The following is a 19,757-nucleotide window of genomic DNA, read 5'->3' on the forward strand; positions in this document are numbered from 1 at the left end:
AGGTTAATTGGTCTTACCAAAAATCAAACAATATCACCCATCAGGATGACATGTTTTCAGGTCGTCTTTACCCTAAAATAACTCGTTTCCACCGTAAGCTTATGTAACTCGCGAACACACTCATGCTCAAACTCGCAATAAAACGGATGACTAAAATCAGCTTCAGTAAACTCAGTTCGACTCTCCCCTGAAGCATTGATTTGGCACTGAAGCATAGATGTAGCAATAGATTGTCTCTCACACTTCAATATCCACTGGATTGGCTCCGCCAGCGCTCCACGCCTCTGTCTTGACAGTCTAGCCGTGTGATAAGCGATAACATACCTGATAAGCAGCCGAAACCTTGCGCAGTCACTCTTTTATAATTTTTAGCAAGATTCAGGCATTAGCGTTTTGCCCGATGGAGGCCCTACAGCATGCCCAAACATCAACAAGGTTAGCGAATAAACTACAATTAATACAAATGGCTAACAGGGAGCTTGCTACTAAGCCATCAACAAAACTGCCGCAGTTATACCTAGTTTATTCGCCCCTCACGCGACCCCAGCAAAAATCAATCGATACGAGGATAGATTTCTCCCAAATAAAGGGGGACAGTAAATGGCAACAACCAAAGGCTTAGTGATTTAAGGAGTGACAAGTTTGAATGTCACACCAAGTAGAAAAGCGTGCTGTATTCCTAATAGTAGTAAAAAAATGCTACCTAGCTAGCAAATTTGGGATTAAGCCAGCACAAACCAATCCGTTTAAGATGCGATAGCGACAGACCTATGTTAATATGCTCATGGACAATTGGTCTTACCAATTATAAAAGAGATTGATCGGTAGCCGATAATCAAAGTAAGCGAATATTTGTCATCTTATCGGGTATCAATAGACAGACTTTTGGAGTGACGAGCACTTCAAAATCCAGTTCCCATCATAGGGCGTCATCATGAAGGGAGCTTTATTTCAGGAATTAGCTATTGGCTTATACTCAGCATCGCTTCACGCTGATTGCCAATAACCTTTATCTTAACCAGAAGGTATTAGTACGATGACCGAAAAAACTGAACTGTTTGGCAACGCATGGGAAGGCTTTACCCCTGGCGATTGGAAATCTGAAGTCAATGTACGTGACTTTATCCAACAAAACTACGCGCCTTTTGAAGGCGACGAATCATTCCTTGCCGGTGCTACCGAAGCGACCACAATCCTGTGGGATAAAGTCATGGAAGGCATCAAACAGGAAAACCGTACCCACGCGCCTGTTGATTTCGATACTAAGATGGTCTCTACCATCACTTCCCACGACGCTGGCTACATCAACAAAGAATTAGAAACTATCGTTGGCTTACAAACAGATGCGCCGCTAAAACGCGCTATGTTGCCTAATGGTGGTATCCGCATGGTGGAAAGTTCATGCGCGGCCTACGACCGCGTGCTAGATGAAGACGTTAAATACATCTATTCAGAACTGCGTAAAACCCATAACCAAGGTGTATTCGATGTTTACACCCCAGAAATTATGGCTTGCCGTAAATCAGGTATTTTAACGGGTTTACCCGATGCCTATGGCCGTGGCCGTATCATTGGTGACTATCGCCGTGTGGCACTTTACGGTATCGATTACCTGATGAAAGATAAGTTTGCCCAATTCACTTCACTGCAAGCGCAGTTCGAAGCGGGTGAAGAATTATCAAATGTTATCCAATTACGTGAAGAAATTGCCGAGCAACACCGTGCACTAGGTCAAATGAAGAAAATGGCTGCCAAATATGGCTGCGATATTTCTCGCCCAGCGACCACTGCACAAGAAGCAATTCAATGGACTTACTTCGGTTACTTAGCCGCAGTGAAGAGCCAAAATGGCGCGGCGATGTCATTAGGTCGTACCTCTTCATTCCTCGACATCTATATTGAACGCGATCTAAAAAATGGCACCTTAACTGAGCAACAAGCTCAGGAAATGATTGACCATTTCGTGATGAAACTGCGTATGGTGCGCTTCCTACGTACTCCAGAATACGATGAATTGTTCTCTGGCGACCCAATTTGGGCGACTGAGTCAATCGGCGGTATGGGTCTAGATGGCCGTACGTTAGTGACTAAATCAAGCTTCCGTTTCTTGAACACCCTTTACACTATGGGTCCAAGTCCAGAGCCAAACATCACAGTATTATGGTCAGATAAACTGCCAATCGGTTTCAAAAAATATTGCGCCAAAGTGTCTATCGACACTAGCTCAATCCAATACGAAAACGATGACTTAATGCGTCCAGATTTCCAATCAGACGACTATGCAATCGCCTGTTGTGTGAGCCCTATGGTTGTGGGTAAACACATGCAGTTCTTCGGTGCTCGCGCTAACTTAGCGAAAACCATGCTGTATGCGATTAACGGCGGCGTAGACGAAAAACTGAAAATCCAGATTGCCCCTAAAGCAGACATGATCACGGACGAAGTGCTCAACTTTGATGATGTGATGAATCGCTTAGACGGTTTAATGGATTGGTTAGCGACGCAATATGTCACTGCACTGAACTCAATCCACTACATGCACGATAAGTACTCTTACGAAGCCGCGCTTATGGCGCTGCACGACAGAGACGTACGTCGCACTATGGCTTGTGGTATTGCGGGTTTATCTATCGCAGCCGACTCACTGTCTGCCATCAAATACGCCACCGTAAAACCGGTTCGTGATGAAAACGGCATAGCAGTTGATTTCGATATCAGCGGTGACTATCCAAAATTTGGTAACAACGACCCACGTGTAGATGATATCGCCTGTGACTTAGTTGAACGTTTTATGGCGAAAATTCGTGACCGTAAAATGTATCGCAACGCTATCCCAACGCAGTCAATTCTGACCATCACCTCAAACGTGGTTTATGGTAAGAAAACCGGTAACACACCAGATGGTCGTCGTTCAGGTGCGCCATTTGCACCGGGTGCAAACCCTATGCATGGCCGTGATGAAAAAGGTGCAATCGCTTCTTTAACCTCAGTGGCAAAACTCCCATTTGCCCACGCTCAAGACGGTATTTCTTATACCTTCTCAATCGTGCCAAATGCGCTGGGTAAAGATGATGATGCTCGCCGTACCAACTTAGCGGCATTGATGGACGGATACTTCGACCACAATGACAAAAAAGAAGGTGGCCAACACTTGAACGTCAACGTGATGAACCGCGAGATGCTCGAAGATGCCGTTAAGCATCCAGACAAGTATCCACAGCTGACCATCCGTGTTTCTGGCTATGCAGTGCGCTTCAACTCACTGACGCCAGAGCAGCAACAAGATGTGATCACGCGTACATTCACAAAAGGTCTGTAAGCTAAATTAGTCAAGGCTGTAGTACACTGTGCTACAGCCTCACTTATTTTAACAGGAGTCACAATGGCAGTTATCGGTCGGATCCACTCGGTGGAATCCTTTGGCACAGTCGATGGTCCAGGCATACGGTTTATCACCTTTATGCAAGGCTGTTTAATGCGCTGCCAATATTGCCACAACCGTGACACTTGGGATCTTGATGGCGGAAAAGAAGTTCTGGTTGATGAGTTAATGAGTCAAATCATCAGCTATCGGCCTTTTCTCGATGCCAGCAATGGTGGTGTTACGGCCAGTGGTGGTGAAGCCATTTTACAGGCAGAATTCGTCGCCGAATTATTCACAGCCTGTCAGCAAGAAGGTATTCATACCTGTTTAGATACCAATGGTTTTGTACGTAAGTACACGCCAGTGATTGATGAGTTACTCGACCACACTGACTTGGTCCTGCTCGACATCAAGCACATGGACGATGAAAAACATATTGAGTTAACCAAAGTCAGCAACCATAGAACATTACAGTTTGCGCAGTATTTAGCAGAGCGTAATCAAGCAACGTGGATACGGTATGTGGTGGTGGGCGGATTTACCGACGATGAAGCATCGGCATTACAACTGGCCGAGTTTATCAAGCCCATGAAAAACATTGAAAAGGTAGAGTTACTACCCTATCACGAATTAGGTAAACACAAGTGGGAAGCCATGGGCGAAAGCTATCAACTCGATGGCATATCACCACCGAGCCGAGAAACCATGGAAAAGATCAAAGCCGTATTAGTTGGGCAAGGGATTAACGCGATTTATTAATCCACAGTAATAGAAAAGCCAACACGGATAACCGCGGCAACAGCCTAAAGTTCTTCCCAATAACTGGCATCTAAACGCTCAAAGGCTATTTTTAAAATCAGTGCCATATCGAGGTAACAGGCTTTAGCGCCTAAGGTGTGGCAATTGATACCCATGGACGACAACTTCGCACTCAACTGGTTACTCCAGTCGAACAGCGTTAACGGTAATGGATGGCGCGCTCGCCAACCTAACCACAGCAGCCCCTGTAACGGTAAGCTGATGAAAAATAAACCGAGAGTGACAGCTTGGGGCAGAAATGCCCAACCGTGAATATACAGCTGGCTCATACTCACAAAAAACGCCAACACTGGCATCACCAGTATGGCGAGCTGAGTGGCTCGGACGACCCGATACTCAGGGAAATAAAAACCCAGTTGTCTAACCATAGGCCAAGTCTTCATATAACGATGACCATCACCTAAGGTTTTGAGGATCTTAATGCTCAATTTTAGACACCAACTACAATGGAATACTGCTTTTACCATAGCACAATCTGGCGAATCGCCCCAAGACTGTTATGGTAAAAACACCGCAGTTCCTCATTTTTTTGAATCGTTAAATTAAACACAATGGCAAAGGGTTTACACATGTCAAATAATCTGGTTTTAGTGCTCAATTGCGGTAGCTCTTCTCTCAAATTTGCCGTCATTGACGCGCAAACAGGTGACGATCAAATTTCTGGCTTAGCCGAATGTTTTGGTTTAGAAGACTCGCGCATTAAATGGAAAATCAACGGCGAAAAACATGAAGCGGCCTTAGGCGCATTTACGGCTCACCGTGAAGCTGTTGAATACATAGTTAATAAAATCCTTGCGGAACAGCCTGAATTAGCAGCAAAAATTCAAGCCGTTGGCCACCGTATCGTTCACGGCGGTGAGAAATTCACTCGCTCAGTGATCATCGACGAAAGTGTTATCAAAGGTATTGAAGATTGTGCTTCATTAGCCCCACTGCACAATCCTGCCCACCTTATCGGCATCCGCGCGGCAATGGCCTCTTTCCCTAAATTGCCACAGGTTGCTGTATTTGATACCGCTTTCCACCAAAGCATGCCAGACAGAGCTTATGTCTACGCCCTGCCTTACAAGCTATACCGTGAACACGGTATCCGTCGTTATGGCATGCATGGTACGAGTCATTTGTTCGTTAGCCGTGAAGCGGCAAAAATGCTTAACAAGCCCATTGAAGAAACTAACGTTATCTGTGCTCACCTGGGCAACGGCGCGTCAGTCACGGCAATCAAAGGCGGCAAAAGTGTCGACACTTCTATGGGCTTAACCCCATTAGAAGGTTTGGTCATGGGCACACGTTGTGGCGATATTGACCCTTCAATCATCTATCACTTAGTTCATCAACTGGGTTACACCTTAGAAGAAGTGAATAACCTGATGAACAAGCAAAGTGGTCTGCTGGGTATTTCTGAGTTGACTAACGATTGCCGTGGCATTGAAGAAGGTTACGCCGACGGTCATAAAGGCGCGACCTTAGCCTTAGAAATTTTCTGCTACCGTTTAGCCAAATACATCGCCTCTTACACTGTGCCACTGGGCCGTTTAGATGCAGTCGTCTTCACTGGCGGCATTGGTGAAAACTCAGACTTAATCCGTGAAAAAGTGCTCAACATGCTGGAAATCTTCAATTTCCATGTCGATAGCGAACGCAACAAAGCGGCGCGTTTCGGTAAAAAAGGCATCATCACTCAAGATAAAGGCACAATTGCCATGGTGATCCCAACGAACGAAGAATGGGTTATCGCCGAAGATTCGATTAAACTGATTAACAAATAAAAAATGACCTAAGCCGTTTGCTCACCCAAACGGCTTTATGCTTTACATCGCCATACTCACAAGCAAATTTGCAGAAACTATTCTGCCAAAAACCATCGAAACTAGAGGTTTTTATGTCTCGTAATATTATGTTAATCCCCATAGGTACCGGAGTCGGCCTGACCTCCTTAAGCCTTGGGATGGTACGCGCACTGGAGCGCCACGGGGTTAAAGTTCAGTTCTTTAAGCCTATTTCTCAGCTTCGTCCAAACGATAATGGCCCAGAACGCTCAACCACTATTCTGAGCAAATCGCCGACGGTAAATCCGTTAGAGCCCTTCGACATGGCCCATGCCGAAGCCTTAATTCGTGCTGACCAAACCGACGTATTAATGGAGCAAATCATTGCCCGTGCGTCCGATTGCGCCAGCAACACTGAGACCTTAATTGTTGAAGGTTTAGTGCCAACCCGTAACCATCCCTTTGCCGACGATGTGAACTATGCCATTGCTAAAGCCATGGATGCTGACGTAATTTTTATTGCCACGCCGGGTAGCGATACTTCAACTGGGTTGATGAATCGCCTTGAAATCGCCTACAACTCTTGGGGCGGGAAAAAGAACAAACGCTTAATTGGCGCTGTGATCAACAAGATTGGTGCCCCCGTTGACGACGAAGGTCGCGCGCGCCCAGATCTCTCTGAAGTCTTTGATCACCAAGGTGTTCAACGCTCAGATGCGGCCAGCATGTTCCAACTGCCAGGTAAAAGCCCACTGCGTATTTTAGGCAGCGTGCCCTACAACCTTGATCTTGTTGCACCACGTGCTTCAGATCTGGCGAAGCATCTAAGCGCACGCATTCTTAATGCTGGCGAAATGCATACCCGCCGTCTGCGTAAAGTCACATTCTGTGCCCGCAGCATCCCGAACATGGTCACGCATATTAAGACTGACTCCTTGCTTGTAACCTCAGGCGATCGCTCAGATGTCATCGTTTCAGCCTGTCTTGCAGCCATGAACGGTGTGAAAATTGGTGCCCTGTTATTAACTGGTAGCTACGAGCCAGAGCCAGAAATCCTCAAGCTGTGTGAGCAGGCCTTTGAAACGGGTTTACCTGTGTTCTTAATCGACAGCAACACTTGGCAAACCTCGCTCAACATTCAACGTTTCGACCATGAAGTACCCGTCGATGACGCGGTGCGTATCGATCTGGTGCAGGATTATGTGGCGAGCCACATCGACCAAACGTGGATTGAAAGCGTCACTAAAAACTCACCCCGTGAGCATCGCCTGTCACCACCCGCTTTCCGTTACAAACTCACGGAATTGGCACGCGCCGCCCACAAGACTGTGGTGCTGCCAGAAGGTGATGAGCCGCGTACGATTAAAGCGGCGGCCATTTGCGCCGAACGCGGTATCGCTCGCTGTGTGCTTTTAGGTAAAAAAGAAGAAATTCTGCGTATCGCTGCACAGCAAGATGTGGTGCTTGGCGAAGGCGTGATCATTATCGATCCAGAAGAGGTCCGCGACCGTTACGTAGAACCTATGTTAGATCTACGTCGCAGCAAAGGCTTAACTGAAGTCGTTGCCCGTGAACAGTTAGAAGATAACATGGTGCTCGGCACTATGATGCTGGCGCAAAACGAAGTCGACGGTATCGTTTCTGGCGCGGTTAACACTACGGCCAATACCATTCGTCCGCCACTGCAATTGATCAAAACGGCACCGGGCTCAAGCTTAGTGTCGTCCATCTTCTTTATGTTGATGCCAGATCAAGTGCTTGTTTACGGTGACTGCGCAATTAACCCCGATCCCAATGCTGAGCAGTTAGCTGATATCGCCATCCAATCAGCGGAATCAGCAAAAGCCTTCGGTATCGAGCCAAGAGTCGCGATGATCAGCTACTCAACCGGTAACTCAGGCACAGGTTCAGATGTGGATAAAGTGCGTGAAGCGACGCGTATCGCCAAAGAAAAACGCCCAGATCTGATTATTGATGGTCCATTGCAATACGATGCGGCGGTTATGCCAAACGTTGCTCGCTCTAAGGCACCTAATAGTCCTGTCGCAGGCCAAGCCACCGTTTTCGTGTTCCCAGACCTTAACACAGGCAACACGACTTACAAGGCCGTACAGCGAAGTGCGGATCTGATAAGTATCGGTCCTATGCTGCAAGGTATGCGCAAACCTGTGAACGACTTATCTCGCGGCGCGTTAGTCGATGACATTGTCTACACTATCGCCCTAACGGCAATTCAAGCTGCACAGAACGATGCAGCTAAAGGCTAGTACGGCGAAATCTGCATAGCGTTACGTGCAAAAAAGCACTGGTTATTACCGGTGCTTTTTTTATGTTCAATTTAGCTTAAGCAAGGCTATCGCCCTGAGATAATGGCGCAATAGCAAAGCCAGTATGGCAAAAGTACGCACACTAAATACGGTGAAAACGAAATAAGCGGTGTGAATAATGTGAGTGTACTGCGAAAAATATCCACAACTGAAAGTGGAACATGGCGGAAAACTGAAAAGCGTCACTTTTTAACCAGCAGATAAAGCAAGACAATATCAGTGACTTACAAAGTATCACTGAAGTCTTCAACATAGTTTTCCACAGTTTCTGTGGATAACCTTTTTATTTGTCTCCTAACTATATGCCACAGTCAGTAGGCTTGAGTCAACGCATTTCCCAATAGATCGCAAATAACGACAAAACTTGTGCATTAAGGCTAAAATCGCGATACTCAGAACAAATTCCAATAACTAAAACTTATGCGAACTCTATTTTTTATCTCCCTGCTGTTCCTCTTTGGTTGTGGCGATCCCTCGACGGAAGATCAACGCCAGTTATCACCCGAAGAAGTGAGCTTAGGCTTTTTTAAAGCGATTTATGTTGATCGTAATGTTGAACAAGCCAAGCAATTTGTCGACGATCCCATTAAACAAGTGCTCACCCATTACCATATTGCCGCAGCCGTACAGCGTAATATGCTCGGCCTGTCGATGACCAATGTTGAAATGGAAATTGATGATATCGATATCGACTTTTTCCGTAAATTTACCAAAGACGTCATTGTTGTGGTCAAAATGAAAGGGCTTAAAGGCGGCCAGCCGTGGATTGATGACAGGACCATACGCCTCCACAAGATTGGCAGTAAATGGACTATCGTCGAGCTGATGCCAGAAAAGCGCAAAGTAAACGGTTAATCTCCCTTCTCGCTCGCCTCTTTTATTGCGCATGCCTTGTCATGCGCTCAATCCAAGTACCGATTTCAACCAAAAAAATAGCAACCCTAAGGTTGCTATTTCAATGTGCTTGTTTTGTTACGTCGGACTCATAAGTACCGTCAGTTAATCGCTATCGATTAAGCTTGGATCACTTCTTCTTCGCTTTCAGCAGGTAAAGACGTCAGTACATCGTCTTTCACTTGATAATAAGCATTTTCGTATTCATGAACTTCCATAACAACTCCTGCTTGATTGGGTAAGGTCGCAGAGGCATGTCATTCTATGCTGACATTTTGCCAATGAGGAAAGGGATATATTCCGTGGGCAGGAGTATAACAAAGCCAAAATCGTAATTACAGAAAACTTTCAGTTTTGTTCGGGCGCCGGTGCCACTTAAGGCGTCTTATCACTTTTAAGGCTCAAAATCTGTCCAAAAAACTGAAAGCCTTTCATTTATGGCAATGATGTTTCGCCGCCCATGACGCCATTTAATGCAGCCCTATATGCACAAACGCTATTAACAGAAATCGCTTACAAACAATGAATCTAGGGAAGTGTGACGCTAGCTGCTATCAATTAAGTAATGACGCGAGTAGGAGGTAAGATATGAACGCACTCATTGAGCTTGAAGCCACCACACTAACGACATTATTTAGCCACGGCGATGTATTAGGGATCCGCATGTTTATGGAACACATGAATATGCCATTAGATGTTCAGGACAGGCTTTATGATGAAATTTCCGCCCTCAAACACTTAAACCATCATCAAGTGAGCAAAGTGATTGAAACCTTTGGACAATCGCAGCTCTCTGAACGATTAAGCTACTGACGAAACGTTTAAGCTATTGAGTAACCATTTACTCATCAACAAGTGACTGCGTAAAAAGCTCAACACTCAAGCTAGTCTGACTGCAAGCTTGGCTTGAGTTTGCACATCCATACTTGTTGCACTTTTAGAATCCGTAATTTAATTAGCCTTATTAAAAACAGACAAAAAGGCCAGTTAATACTGGCCTGTTATGCTAAATCTAGACTAGGCTTGAGTCGATAAACGATAACGCAGCACCTTAAGCGACTTCTCTTCAGACACATCGATAAACGCTGGTGGATTGGCTAAGCGCTCTATGTATTCGAGTGCTGGCGCCGCATCTGCGACCTGCTGACGTAGGAAAGTGGTATCAAGCTCGGGTGCATTAAGGCAAAGTAGCACTTCGCCATTCTCGGCCAGCAGCTCAGGTAAACGCCTAATTAAACGCACATAATCCTTAGTCGCGACAAAACTGCCCTTCTGGTTGCTCGGAGGATCGGCCACAATAATGTCGTAGGGACCAAGCTTTTTCAGTTTGCCCCAAGATTTAAAAATATCATGGCCTAAAAAACGTGACCCTGCGCTAAAGCCATTTAGCAAATGATTCTGTTTGCCTATGCCTAATGCGCCTTTGCTCATGTCCATATTGACCACTTCATCGGCGCCGCCTTGCAATGCCGCCACCGAGAAACCACAGGTATAGGCAAACAAATTAAGCACTTTTTTATAGTGGGCATTTGCTCTCACCCACTCTCGGCCGTTAGCCATATCGAGGAATAAACCGTGGTTTTGTCCGCGCATTAAATGCACCTGAAAGCGTGCGCCATTTTCACTAACGATATGCGGCTCAGGCACTTCGCCTTGCAGCACTTGAGTAAAGGTCTGGCCCGCACTGCGGTATTGGTAGACTAAATTCAGTTGGCTATCGGGACGAATGGCCTGCCAACGGGCCGCAATGGCCTGCTGGCATGTGGCTAAATCGTCATCGGCTAAAGGAGTGAAACTGGTCAGTAATAGCACTGGCGCAAACCAATCTAAACATAGATGTTCACAACCCGCGTAGTGTCCACCGCGGCCGTGGAACAACCGCACTGCATCATCACCTAATTCAATTGTCGCTAGCGCTTGTATAAAACTTTGCATCTTCTATTACTTACTCTCTGTTGTACTTGTATCGGCTTGCTCGCCATCGGAACTTGAGTTTTCCGTGTTGCTGGCCACGAACTTATCTTCAACATCGTCCGATAATAATATGGCTAACCAGTTACCACTTTTACTCGATTCGAGGGCAATTTTAACCACCATAGTCAGCGGCACCGACAGCAACATGCCGACAGAACCGAGCAACCAGCCCCAAAAAATTAATGATAAAAAAACCACTAAGGTCGATAAACCTAAGCCGCGGCCCATAAATCTAGGTTCAATCATATTGCCCATCACCATGTTAGCACCAACATACAAAAGCGCAGTACCGCCAGCAGCCGCAGGGCCAAGCTGAATAAAGGCTAATAACACCGCAGGAATGGCGGCAATGATAGAACCGATATTGGGAATGTAATTAAATAGGAAGGCGATCACCGCCCACAGCATGGCGTAATCCACACCAATAATGGTTAAACCGACACCGACGATAACCCCGGTCGCTAAGCTTACTAGCGTCTTGATCACCATGTATTGATTAACCGATTGCAAAAAACGGTCAATCTGCTTGAGGCGCATATCGGGATCGTCCAGCGCTAGATGCAATTTCTTTGGTAGCGATTGGGCTTCAAACAGCATAAAGACGATGGTTAAGATGATCAGAAATAAATTCGCCATCACATTGCCGACACCCGACAGCATATTCGTTGTCATAGACAAGGCCATGCCAGGGTCAAAATACGCTAACACTTGATCCTTCGAAATCTGAATATTGAAGGAATGTAACTTATTCAATATCCAAGCAAATTGCTCGACTAACTGCACCCGATATTGGGGTAATTGCTTGGAGAACTCATTGACTGAACTACCGACAACCGAGGCTAACCAGAGGCCCATCAGCACAATAAAGCCCATCAAGAGGATCACCGCAAGCCATTTAGGCACACGGAATTTGGTCATTAAACCAATCGCGGGATTACAAATCACCGCCAAAAAACTGGACAGCACAAACGGCACCACAATCGGGCTCGCCGCCTTAATCCCTGCCAAAATAATCACTACAAAGGCCATAACCGCAAAGCCACGGTAAGCAGCAGAGGGCGCATTAGGTCGCGTCATTTATTAAAAATCCTTCTTGATCTTAGATAAAATTGTTAGGCTAACCCGAGAACACACTTAACCTCAGAAACCTTAGCTTAAGATAGCCATTTGCCATTATGAAACCAGAAACCGCGATTATACGCATTAAAAACTTAAGACTTCGTACTTTTATTGGCATTAAAGAAGATGAAATTCAAAATCGCCAAGACGTGATCATCAATGTCGTGATCCATTACTGTGCCGAGCGTGCCCGTAACAGTGATAATGTTGAGGATGCACTCAATTACCGCACTATCACCAAAAAGATCATTGAGCTGATTGAGAACAACCGTTTCTCATTACTCGAAAATCTCACCAGCCAAACGCTGGCCATCGCCAGTGAGCATCCTTGGGTTGAATTTGCCAGTGTCGAAATCGACAAACCCCATGCCCTGCGCTTTGCCGATTCAGTCTCGATGGAGTTGTGTTATCAGAAATAATCTCGCTAGAAATACCCTGACTAAGTGATCGTTGCACACCGTATTTCGGTATATATCCTCATAGCTCAACCGATAAGAGAGGTTCCATGAATATACTGATCACTGGCGCAAGCGGCTTTATTGGCCGCCAATTAGTCGAACGATTGGCGCCCCATCATCAACTGACGTTATTAACGCGCTCAGTGCAACAAACGCAAAGAATACTCGGTAATCAGCACCATTACCTTGAGAGCCTCGATGCGCTGAGCGACTTAAATCATATCGACGCCATAGTGAATCTTGCGGGCGAGCCGATTGTCGCTAAGCGCTGGAGCAAAAACCAGAAGCAACGGATTTGTGATAGTCGTTGGGATATCACGGCAAGATTAACTCAGCTCATACAGCAGAGTAGTAATCCGCCTAAGATCATGGTGAGTGGTTCGGCCGTGGGTTATTACGGTCGTCATGATGATCAATTGCTCGATGAATCCAGTGGTGCCCATGTTGAGTTTAGCCATGACATCTGCCGAAAATGGGAGCAAGAAGCCCTTAATGCAAACACTGAACAAACCCGCGTCTGCATTATCCGTATCGGGATTGTGTTAGGAAAAGGCGGCGCATTAGAGAAAATGTTACCGCCCTTTAAGCTCGGACTCGGTGGCCCAATTGGTCATGGACGTCAAGGCATGAGCTGGATCCATGTGCAAGATCTCATCTCCCTTATCGACTTTTTACTCACCCAAGAACATTGCAAAGGCGTATTCAACGCCACAGCCCCCAACCCAGTCAGTAACGCTGTGTTTACCAAAGCACTGGGAAAAGCACTCAATCGCCCTGCCCTTATCACAACCCCGCCGCTTGCATTACGCTTGGCTATGGGTGAAATGTCTGAGCTGCTAACCGAAGGACAGTTTGTTTATCCTAAACGCGCCCTCGAAGCCGGTTTTCAGTTTCAATTCAGTGACCTCGACAATGCCTTAACCGACGTGTTAGTCAAATAGGCTAGCACGCTGATGCTAACAATCCCGCGGAATCTTGCATTAAACATCGACATATTCGTGCGCTAATGCGCACGAATTTCGGTGCTAAGGCTTGCTAGATGTTGACGTAAGCACAAGTGTCACTTTAGCAACACTAGAAAAACAATATCATAACATCATGATTTGTAATGTGATTTAGCGACAGCGCGACACTTATCTGCTAAACTCGCCCCCATTCGGTCATAGGAGGCACGCATTAATCGCCTCAACCTTGACCACAGATAGACTCAGCAACACACCATAAATAGACAGTTATTTATGCTCAAGAACAGGCTATTTAATCTGCTGTTCTTGGCCTGTAAACCATAAAACGAAACACACTCGCGCTCACTCATCCTTTAAATTTTTATCGGATTGACACTGATCTGTCCTCGACATCAAGCGCTTAACATCCAGCATTAGCAGGTACTTAATAACAAGATGGGTGACTCCTCAATGGGCATTGTGCTCACTGAAATGCCCACACTAAGACAGTTTGTAAGGAATTTTCATGCACACGACCTATACGATTGGCGAGCTAGAATCATTTTTAATTGCCATTTTCGTGCTGTTTATCGGCCACTCTATCAATCGCCATGTACGTGTCTTTAGGCAATATAATATCCCCGAACCCATAGTGGGTGGCCTAGTTGTCGCCGCGGGTGTCGCATTTCTTCACTTTCAAAATATCAGTCTCGACTTCAGCTTATCGCTGCAAAATACCTTAATGCTGATGTTTTTCAGCACGATTGGCCTCTCGGCAAACTACAAGCTGTTACTCAGCGGTGGTAAAAAAGTCTTTATCTTTCTGGGTGTTGCCTCGATTTATATTGTTATCCAAAACGCCGTCGGCGTCAGTTTAGCCAATCTGTTAGGGCTCGACCCGATTATGGGCCTTATCGCAGGGTCAATTACCCTGTCGGGTGGCCATGGAACGGGCGTCGCTTGGTCACAAACCTTTGCGGAAAACTACGGTATCAATACTTTAGAGTTTGCCATGGCCGCTGCGACCTTTGGCTTAATCATGGGCGGAATTATAGGTGGCCCCGTTGCGCAGCGATTAATCGGTAAACATAATCTTGTTTCTCGCTATGGGATTGGTCGCAAGCATCACAGTGAACATCCGCATTTAGTGACTTACGATCAGTTAGAAGAAGATCAAGTCACAGCCAAAACCATATTAGAAACCCTGTTTGTACTGCTGCTGTGTGTTGCAGGCTCAAAATGGCTCACGCTGTGGATCAGCCAATCGGGCATAGCTTGGCTCAAAATGCCCGACTTTGTTTATGCTCTCTTCCTTGGCGTTATCATCGCCAATATCACTGAACTCACCCGCGGCTATAAGCCCCATACTGAAAGCATCGATGTCATAGGCACGGTCGCTTTGTCACTGTTCCTTTCTATGGCTTTGATGACCTTAAAGCTATGGGAGATTTTTGATTTAGCCATCCCACTGCTGGTGATCTTACTGGTACAAACCGCAGTGCTAGCGGTGTTCGCCTATTTTGTGACGTTCAAAGTGATGGGCAGTAATTACGATGCGGCGGTGATCACCGGCGGCCACTGCGGCTTTGGTATGGGCGCAACGCCAACGGCGGTAATGAACATGGGCGCGCTTGTCTCGCGCACAGGGCCGTCGCCCCAAGCCTTTATGGTGGTGCCTATCGTCGGCGCTTTCTTTATCGACATCGTTAATTTGATTGTCTTGCAGGGCTATCTAAGCTTTATGAAATAGTTGCTTTGAAGTATTCATTTTAAAATCAATTATCGTTGAATCAACCAGCTAACAAAAGGGCGCCTCATTCGGCGCCCTTTTTGATGGTGCAAAATCGTAAATGCTAAAACTCGCGCATAAGACGCTCAGGTCGAGGCAAATAATGATCATCATAGTCAAGGGAGAAAACCACTGAGCTAGAACGGCCAACAATTTCATTGCGTGGCACAAAGCCAATGACCCGAGAATCAGCGCTATTATCTCGATTATCACCCAGCGCTAGATAATGCGCGTCTGGCACAGTGACAGGTCCAAAATTGGCGAGCCTTGAGCGGACAGGATTAAGGCGAATACTGTGGGCCATGCCGAGTAAGTTCTCCTGCATTTCGGTGACATCAGAAGGAGCATAAGCACTCAATACTTGGGATGTGTAACTAAGGGGTTCGCCATTTAAATACAAACGATTATCCCGCATCATCACAGTATCGCCAGGCACAGCAATTACCCGCTTAATGAGTTTTTTATCAGCCTTTTTCGAGTCGAACACTACAATATCACCGCGGGCGGGATCCGCCAGTTTGACTAAGGCGATATGGGTAAATGGCACCCTAAGATCGTAGGCCATCTTGTTCACCAGAATGCGATCACCTTCGACAATAGTCGGCAGCATAGAACCCGATGGCACAGTATTCCAATCAGCCACAGCGCTCCTGAACACTAACATTAAACTGATAAACAGAAAAAAGGAGCGGTTCTCCTTAAGCAGTTTTGTTATTCCTTTGAACATATATTCCCTCTCTATGGCATGTATAAGCGAGTCGCATTTCTCAGTTAAATAGACCCATTGCGTTGCACTAAGTTCTGTTGCCAGCAACTTAAGTACTGGTCAATTTGTAAGCCAATGTAAACACGCATGTCCAAGTCCAAACTGAGCAGAATCAGCAGAACCAGTCAGCCAGACAATAAAAAAGCACTGAGCTTTGGCAGCATCAGTGCTTTTAATTATTAACGCTGTCTATTTACGCCATAAACTCAAGTGTTAGCTCCTGCAAGCAACCATTAACTGCCCGCCTTTAATAGCTCAGAGCAAGATTGGCTGAGCAATTGTCGGCAACGCCACACCCCAAGTAAGGCCACGATTAAGGCGCCAGAAACAGGGGCGATTCCCCACCAAGGCCAGTGCATATACACATTAAGCTCAAACACTTGCGTCTTAAGTAGGTATAAGGCAAATTCAGCCACTATAACGGCGAGCACGCCCGCAATACCGCCCAGCAAGGCGAACTCTAAACCCGTTGCACTGCGCAATAGCCATCCCGAAGCGCCAAAGGTACGCAGCACAGCCAGTTCGCGCTGCCGAGTTGCCATGCCCGCTTCAGTCTGTGCAATCAAGACTAACGCACTGGCCAGTAACACTAAGGCCAGCACTAAGGTCAGCGATAGCGACACTTGCTCTATAATCTGCCGCAACTGCCCCACCATAGCGCCCACATCTATGATAGATATCGTCGGGAATTGCTGAATAAGCGCAAGGATCACCGCATCCTTAGGCGTACCATAGGCACTCAGTGCTTGCCCGCTTGTTGCTGGGTCATTTGTTAACTGATCATTTGTAGCTTGGCTATTAATAGTTTGATCATTCAGATAAAAACTCGCCATCGAAGTATACGCAAAGGGCGCTAAGGCTTCCTCGGTGAAAATCATAAAGAAGTTCGGCTGCAGCGTTTCCCAGTGCACGGCACGAATACTGGCAACCGTGACTGTGAGCTCTTGATTATCAATCACATAAGTCAACTTATCGCCAAGACCAATACCCAAACGGTCCGCCACGCCAGATTCCACCGACACTTCATCGGCCGCTTGATTAAAATGCCCCTCTAACAGTTCGTTATTGGCTGGCAGCGTATTGCGCCACGTAAGGTTTAACTCGCGGGAAATGCCCACTCTGCCCTGTTCACCCGCTTCAGACTGTTCATTCGAAATCAACGCTTCACCGTTAATTTGCGTTAAACGGCCGCGGATCACAGGATAAATATCCGTCGCAACTATGCCTTTAGCCGTCATAAAATCATTTAAGGGCTTAGCATCGTCTGGAGCAATATTAACGAGGAAGTAGTTAGGTGCATTTTCGGGCAACTGCTTTTGCCACTCGTTGAGCAAGTCTTGTCTTAACGCCAGAATCGTCAATAACAATACCAGTGCGGCGCTAAATCCCACCAATTGCACCGCATTTTGCCGCGCACGACGTCTCAGCCCTGCCAGTGCTAACTGTAAGGGATTGGTCGTTTTCATGCCGACACTGTGGCCTAAACGTATCATCACAAAGCCAAGCACACTTAACAGCACTCCGAGCAACAGCACGGCCGCGACCACAGTCAGGGTCAAAGCCCAACTTTGGGAATACAAATAGCCCAGTAACGCCATCGCGCCTAAGCTCAATAGCAGATGCAGCCACATCCCCAGTTGCAGGCCTTCTAACTGTCGCTGAAGCACTCGTAGTGGCGGAATGGCCAGTAAGCGCATCAAGGGATAAGCCGAAAACATAAAGGCACTGATAAGTCCTGTGCTGACGCCGAGCAGTAATGGCCGAGTGAGTGGCGGCGAATAGGCGGCAATTTCGGGTGGCAATAGGTAACTGATCCCAAAATCGAGTAACACACCACCGATAAGGCCAAGCACAATGCCCATTAACGTCACTAACAATAAGTGAGTACCAAACAACAATCGAATTTGCTTTGCCGAGGCGCCAAAGGTTTTCAGCATGGCCACCACATCGTAATGGCGCTGACAATAACGCTGGGCGGCAATGCCTATCGCGGCGCAGGCCAGTGCAATGCCCATCAAACTTGCCAGCAATAAGAAGCGCTCAGCTCGCTTAACCGCTCCCGCAATCGGTGAATCACCGGATTGCACATCGACCCAACGTTGGGTGCTATTGAGAAGCGGTTTAACACTTTGCTCAAAAGCCGTAAGCGAAGCTTCATCGCCAGCAAATTGATACAGATAGGTCACGCGACTGCCCGGTTGAATCACCCCTGTCTTGGCGACATCTTCCATGCGCATTAATACCACAGGCGAGGAAGCAAAAGGATTAAAGCCAGCGTCGGGTAAGCGACTGATCTCATTGCTGAGCACAAACTCACTGTTACCTAGCTCGATAGATTTAGGATAACCGAGGAGTCCACCTAAGCGAGTCTCAAACCAGATTTCGCCCGCTTGGGGTAAAGCCTTGGTTTTACCGCTGGTGAGTTCAATGTCGCCCTTGAGTGGATAACCCGTTTCAACGGCGCGAACTGTGACTAACTGAAACTTATCACCCGAATAGACCATGGAATTAAATTGCATGTTCGTCACATGCTTAAGCCCAAGCGCTTCGGCTTTGGTTAAAATCGCCGCATCAATTTTAACTGGCGAATCGATAATCCGATCGGCGGCAATAAACTGCGAAGCTTGCCCTGAAATAGCCACTTGCAGCCGTTCACTTACCCGCGCCAACCCACTAACAGACAATACCGCGAGCGTAATAGCGAGGATAATCAATAACAATTGCCCTTGCTGTAACTCGCGCTTAAACAGGCGCCATGCCAAACTTAACTCCATTATTAAGCCTCCTTAGCATTGGCGAGCGGTGCTGTGTGCGCCGTATCTTCCTGTAAATGGCCGTTATCCATCACCAGCTGCCGCTCACAACGCTTAGCCAGCAGTAAATCGTGGGTGACGAGGATAAGAGTAGTGTGGCTTTCTTGATTCAGTTCAAACAACATATCGGCAATTTTATGGCCGTTGACGCTGTCCAAGTTACCCGTAGGTTCATCGGCAAACAGCACTGTGGGCTCACAAATAAAGGCACGGGCAATCGCCACCCTTTGCTGTTCTCCGCCCGAAAGCTGTTTGGGTAAATGGGTTAAACGATGGGATAAACCGACTCGCACTAACATGGCTTGGGCTTTTTCTTTGGCATTACTCACGCCCGCAAGCTCGGCGGGTAACATAACGTTCTCCAGCGCGGTTAAGGTATCCACTAACATAAAGGATTGAAAAATAAAGCTGACCTTCTGTTTACGCAGTGCCGCTTTTTGCTCTTCATTCAGTGGGGATAACGCCACACCATCGAGCCAAATTTCACCAGAGGTAGGCGTATCAAGCGCCGCAAGCAGTCCGAGCAGGGTAGACTTGCCCGAACCCGACGGACCAAGAATGGCCACACTCTCACCTTGCTTGACATCTAAGTTAATGCCCTTGAGGATAGTGAGCGTTCCTTCCTGAGTAGTCACTGATTTTTCGAGGTTAACAACATTGATGGCACTGTTTTTTAAGATGACGTTAGACATAGGATCCTTCTTATATAAATCATTCTGGT

Annotated in this window: 15 protein-coding genes; 9 read left to right on the plus strand and 6 right to left on the minus strand. The window is 46.7% G+C overall.

Features of this window, described 5'->3' with window-relative positions; translation table 11 throughout:
* The first annotated feature begins 1,036 nt into the window (after window positions 1–1,036).
* Complete coding sequence (gene pflB / locus AYJ58_RS15995; RefSeq protein ID WP_106650885.1) at window positions 1,037–3,319, plus strand: formate C-acetyltransferase; 2,283 nt, start codon at window positions 1,037–1,039, stop codon at window positions 3,317–3,319.
* Between the two features lie 63 nt (window positions 3,320–3,382).
* On the plus strand, window positions 3,383–4,123 hold the full coding sequence (gene pflA, locus AYJ58_RS16000) for a pyruvate formate lyase 1-activating protein (RefSeq protein ID WP_106650886.1): 741 nt from the start codon (window positions 3,383–3,385) through the stop codon (window positions 4,121–4,123).
* A 44-nt stretch (window positions 4,124–4,167) separates the two neighbouring features.
* Here the strand turns inward: pflA and yfbV are convergent, their stop codons facing one another.
* Window positions 4,168–4,611, minus strand: a complete 444-nt coding sequence (gene yfbV / locus AYJ58_RS16005; protein WP_106650887.1) for a terminus macrodomain insulation protein YfbV — start codon at window positions 4,609–4,611, stop codon at window positions 4,168–4,170.
* A 141-nt stretch (window positions 4,612–4,752) separates the two neighbouring features.
* On the opposite strand from yfbV, the gene ackA reads away from it, so the two are divergent.
* The 4 genes from ackA to AYJ58_RS16030 all read left to right on the plus strand — a co-directional run bounded on the left by ackA (window position 4,753) and on the right by AYJ58_RS16030 (window position 9,986).
* On the plus strand, window positions 4,753–5,952 hold the full coding sequence (gene ackA, locus AYJ58_RS16010) for an acetate kinase (RefSeq protein WP_106650888.1): 1,200 nt from the start codon (window positions 4,753–4,755) through the stop codon (window positions 5,950–5,952).
* Between the two features lie 113 nt (window positions 5,953–6,065).
* Window positions 6,066–8,219 (plus strand): phosphate acetyltransferase, encoded by a 2,154-nt coding sequence (gene pta, locus AYJ58_RS16015; protein WP_106650889.1) that lies wholly within the window; start codon window positions 6,066–6,068, stop codon window positions 8,217–8,219.
* Between the two features lie 480 nt (window positions 8,220–8,699).
* The gene (locus tag AYJ58_RS16020; RefSeq protein ID WP_106650890.1) at window positions 8,700–9,134 is read left to right on the plus strand and encodes a hypothetical protein; all 435 of its coding nucleotides are present in this window, start codon (window positions 8,700–8,702) and stop codon (window positions 9,132–9,134) included.
* Window positions 9,135–9,761: 627 nt separating this feature from the next.
* A complete protein-coding gene (locus tag AYJ58_RS16030; RefSeq protein WP_106650891.1) occupies window positions 9,762–9,986 on the plus strand; it encodes a hypothetical protein in 225 nt (74 codons plus the stop codon).
* A 204-nt stretch (window positions 9,987–10,190) separates the two neighbouring features.
* Here AYJ58_RS16030 and AYJ58_RS16035 read toward each other — a convergent pair whose 3' ends face one another.
* Both AYJ58_RS16035 and AYJ58_RS16040 read right to left on the minus strand, forming a co-directional pair.
* Complete coding sequence (locus AYJ58_RS16035; protein WP_106650892.1) at window positions 10,191–11,108, minus strand: class I SAM-dependent methyltransferase; 918 nt, start codon at window positions 11,106–11,108, stop codon at window positions 10,191–10,193.
* Window positions 11,109–11,114: 6 nt separating this feature from the next.
* Window positions 11,115–12,224 (minus strand): AI-2E family transporter, encoded by a 1,110-nt coding sequence (locus AYJ58_RS16040; RefSeq protein ID WP_006085413.1) that lies wholly within the window; start codon window positions 12,222–12,224, stop codon window positions 11,115–11,117.
* Between the two features lie 98 nt (window positions 12,225–12,322).
* Here AYJ58_RS16040 and folX point away from each other — a divergent pair, with 98 nt between their 5' ends.
* From folX to gltS, 3 genes are all read left to right on the plus strand, one after another.
* Window positions 12,323–12,685, plus strand: coding sequence for a dihydroneopterin triphosphate 2'-epimerase (gene folX, locus AYJ58_RS16045; protein WP_006082167.1), 363 nt, complete (start codon window positions 12,323–12,325; stop codon window positions 12,683–12,685).
* A gap of 86 nt (window positions 12,686–12,771) precedes the next feature.
* Window positions 12,772–13,665, plus strand: a complete 894-nt coding sequence (locus AYJ58_RS16050) for a TIGR01777 family oxidoreductase (protein WP_106650893.1) — start codon at window positions 12,772–12,774, stop codon at window positions 13,663–13,665.
* A 529-nt stretch (window positions 13,666–14,194) separates the two neighbouring features.
* Window positions 14,195–15,418: a sodium/glutamate symporter gene (gene gltS / locus AYJ58_RS16055; protein WP_006082169.1), complete on the plus strand. Its 1,224-nt coding sequence runs from the start codon at window positions 14,195–14,197 to the stop codon at window positions 15,416–15,418.
* A gap of 103 nt (window positions 15,419–15,521) precedes the next feature.
* Here gltS and lepB read toward each other — a convergent pair whose 3' ends face one another.
* From lepB to AYJ58_RS16070, 3 genes are all read right to left on the minus strand, one after another.
* Window positions 15,522–16,184, minus strand: a complete 663-nt coding sequence (gene lepB / locus AYJ58_RS16060) for a signal peptidase I (protein WP_106650894.1) — start codon at window positions 16,182–16,184, stop codon at window positions 15,522–15,524.
* 272 nt (window positions 16,185–16,456) lie between these two features.
* Entirely contained in the window at window positions 16,457–18,997 is a 2,541-nt protein-coding gene (locus AYJ58_RS16065) for an ABC transporter permease (protein ID WP_106650895.1), read from the minus strand.
* 2 nt (window positions 18,998–18,999) lie between these two features.
* Window positions 19,000–19,728 carry an ABC transporter ATP-binding protein gene (locus AYJ58_RS16070; RefSeq protein WP_106650896.1) on the minus strand — a complete coding sequence of 243 codons (729 nt, stop codon included), beginning with the start codon at window positions 19,726–19,728 and terminating at the stop codon, window positions 19,000–19,002.
* Between the last annotated feature and the right edge of the window lie 29 nt (window positions 19,729–19,757).

The organism is Shewanella sp. Pdp11 (assembly GCF_002838165.1).
Lineage (GTDB): Bacteria > Pseudomonadota > Gammaproteobacteria > Enterobacterales > Shewanellaceae > Shewanella > Shewanella hafniensis.

Coding starts and splice junctions, on each gene's coding strand:
- lepB (WP_106650894.1), bottom strand. CDS start 16,184: ATGTTCAAAGGAATAACAAAACTGCTTAAGGAGAACCGCTCCTTTTTT.
- AYJ58_RS16030 (WP_106650891.1), top strand. CDS start 9,762: ATGAACGCACTCATTGAGCTTGAAGCCACCACACTAACGACATTATTT.
- ackA (WP_106650888.1), top strand. CDS start 4,753: ATGTCAAATAATCTGGTTTTAGTGCTCAATTGCGGTAGCTCTTCTCTC.
- AYJ58_RS16040 (WP_006085413.1), bottom strand. CDS start 12,224: ATGACGCGACCTAATGCGCCCTCTGCTGCTTACCGTGGCTTTGCGGTT.
- AYJ58_RS16020 (WP_106650890.1), top strand. CDS start 8,700: ATGCGAACTCTATTTTTTATCTCCCTGCTGTTCCTCTTTGGTTGTGGC.
- pflA (WP_106650886.1), top strand. CDS start 3,383: ATGGCAGTTATCGGTCGGATCCACTCGGTGGAATCCTTTGGCACAGTC.
- AYJ58_RS16065 (WP_106650895.1), bottom strand. CDS start 18,997: ATGGAGTTAAGTTTGGCATGGCGCCTGTTTAAGCGCGAGTTACAGCAA.
- AYJ58_RS16050 (WP_106650893.1), top strand. CDS start 12,772: ATGAATATACTGATCACTGGCGCAAGCGGCTTTATTGGCCGCCAATTA.
- AYJ58_RS16070 (WP_106650896.1), bottom strand. CDS start 19,728: ATGTCTAACGTCATCTTAAAAAACAGTGCCATCAATGTTGTTAACCTC.
- gltS (WP_006082169.1), top strand. CDS start 14,195: ATGCACACGACCTATACGATTGGCGAGCTAGAATCATTTTTAATTGCC.
- pta (WP_106650889.1), top strand. CDS start 6,066: ATGTCTCGTAATATTATGTTAATCCCCATAGGTACCGGAGTCGGCCTG.
- pflB (WP_106650885.1), top strand. CDS start 1,037: ATGACCGAAAAAACTGAACTGTTTGGCAACGCATGGGAAGGCTTTACC.
- folX (WP_006082167.1), top strand. CDS start 12,323: ATGAAACCAGAAACCGCGATTATACGCATTAAAAACTTAAGACTTCGT.
- AYJ58_RS16035 (WP_106650892.1), bottom strand. CDS start 11,108: ATGCAAAGTTTTATACAAGCGCTAGCGACAATTGAATTAGGTGATGAT.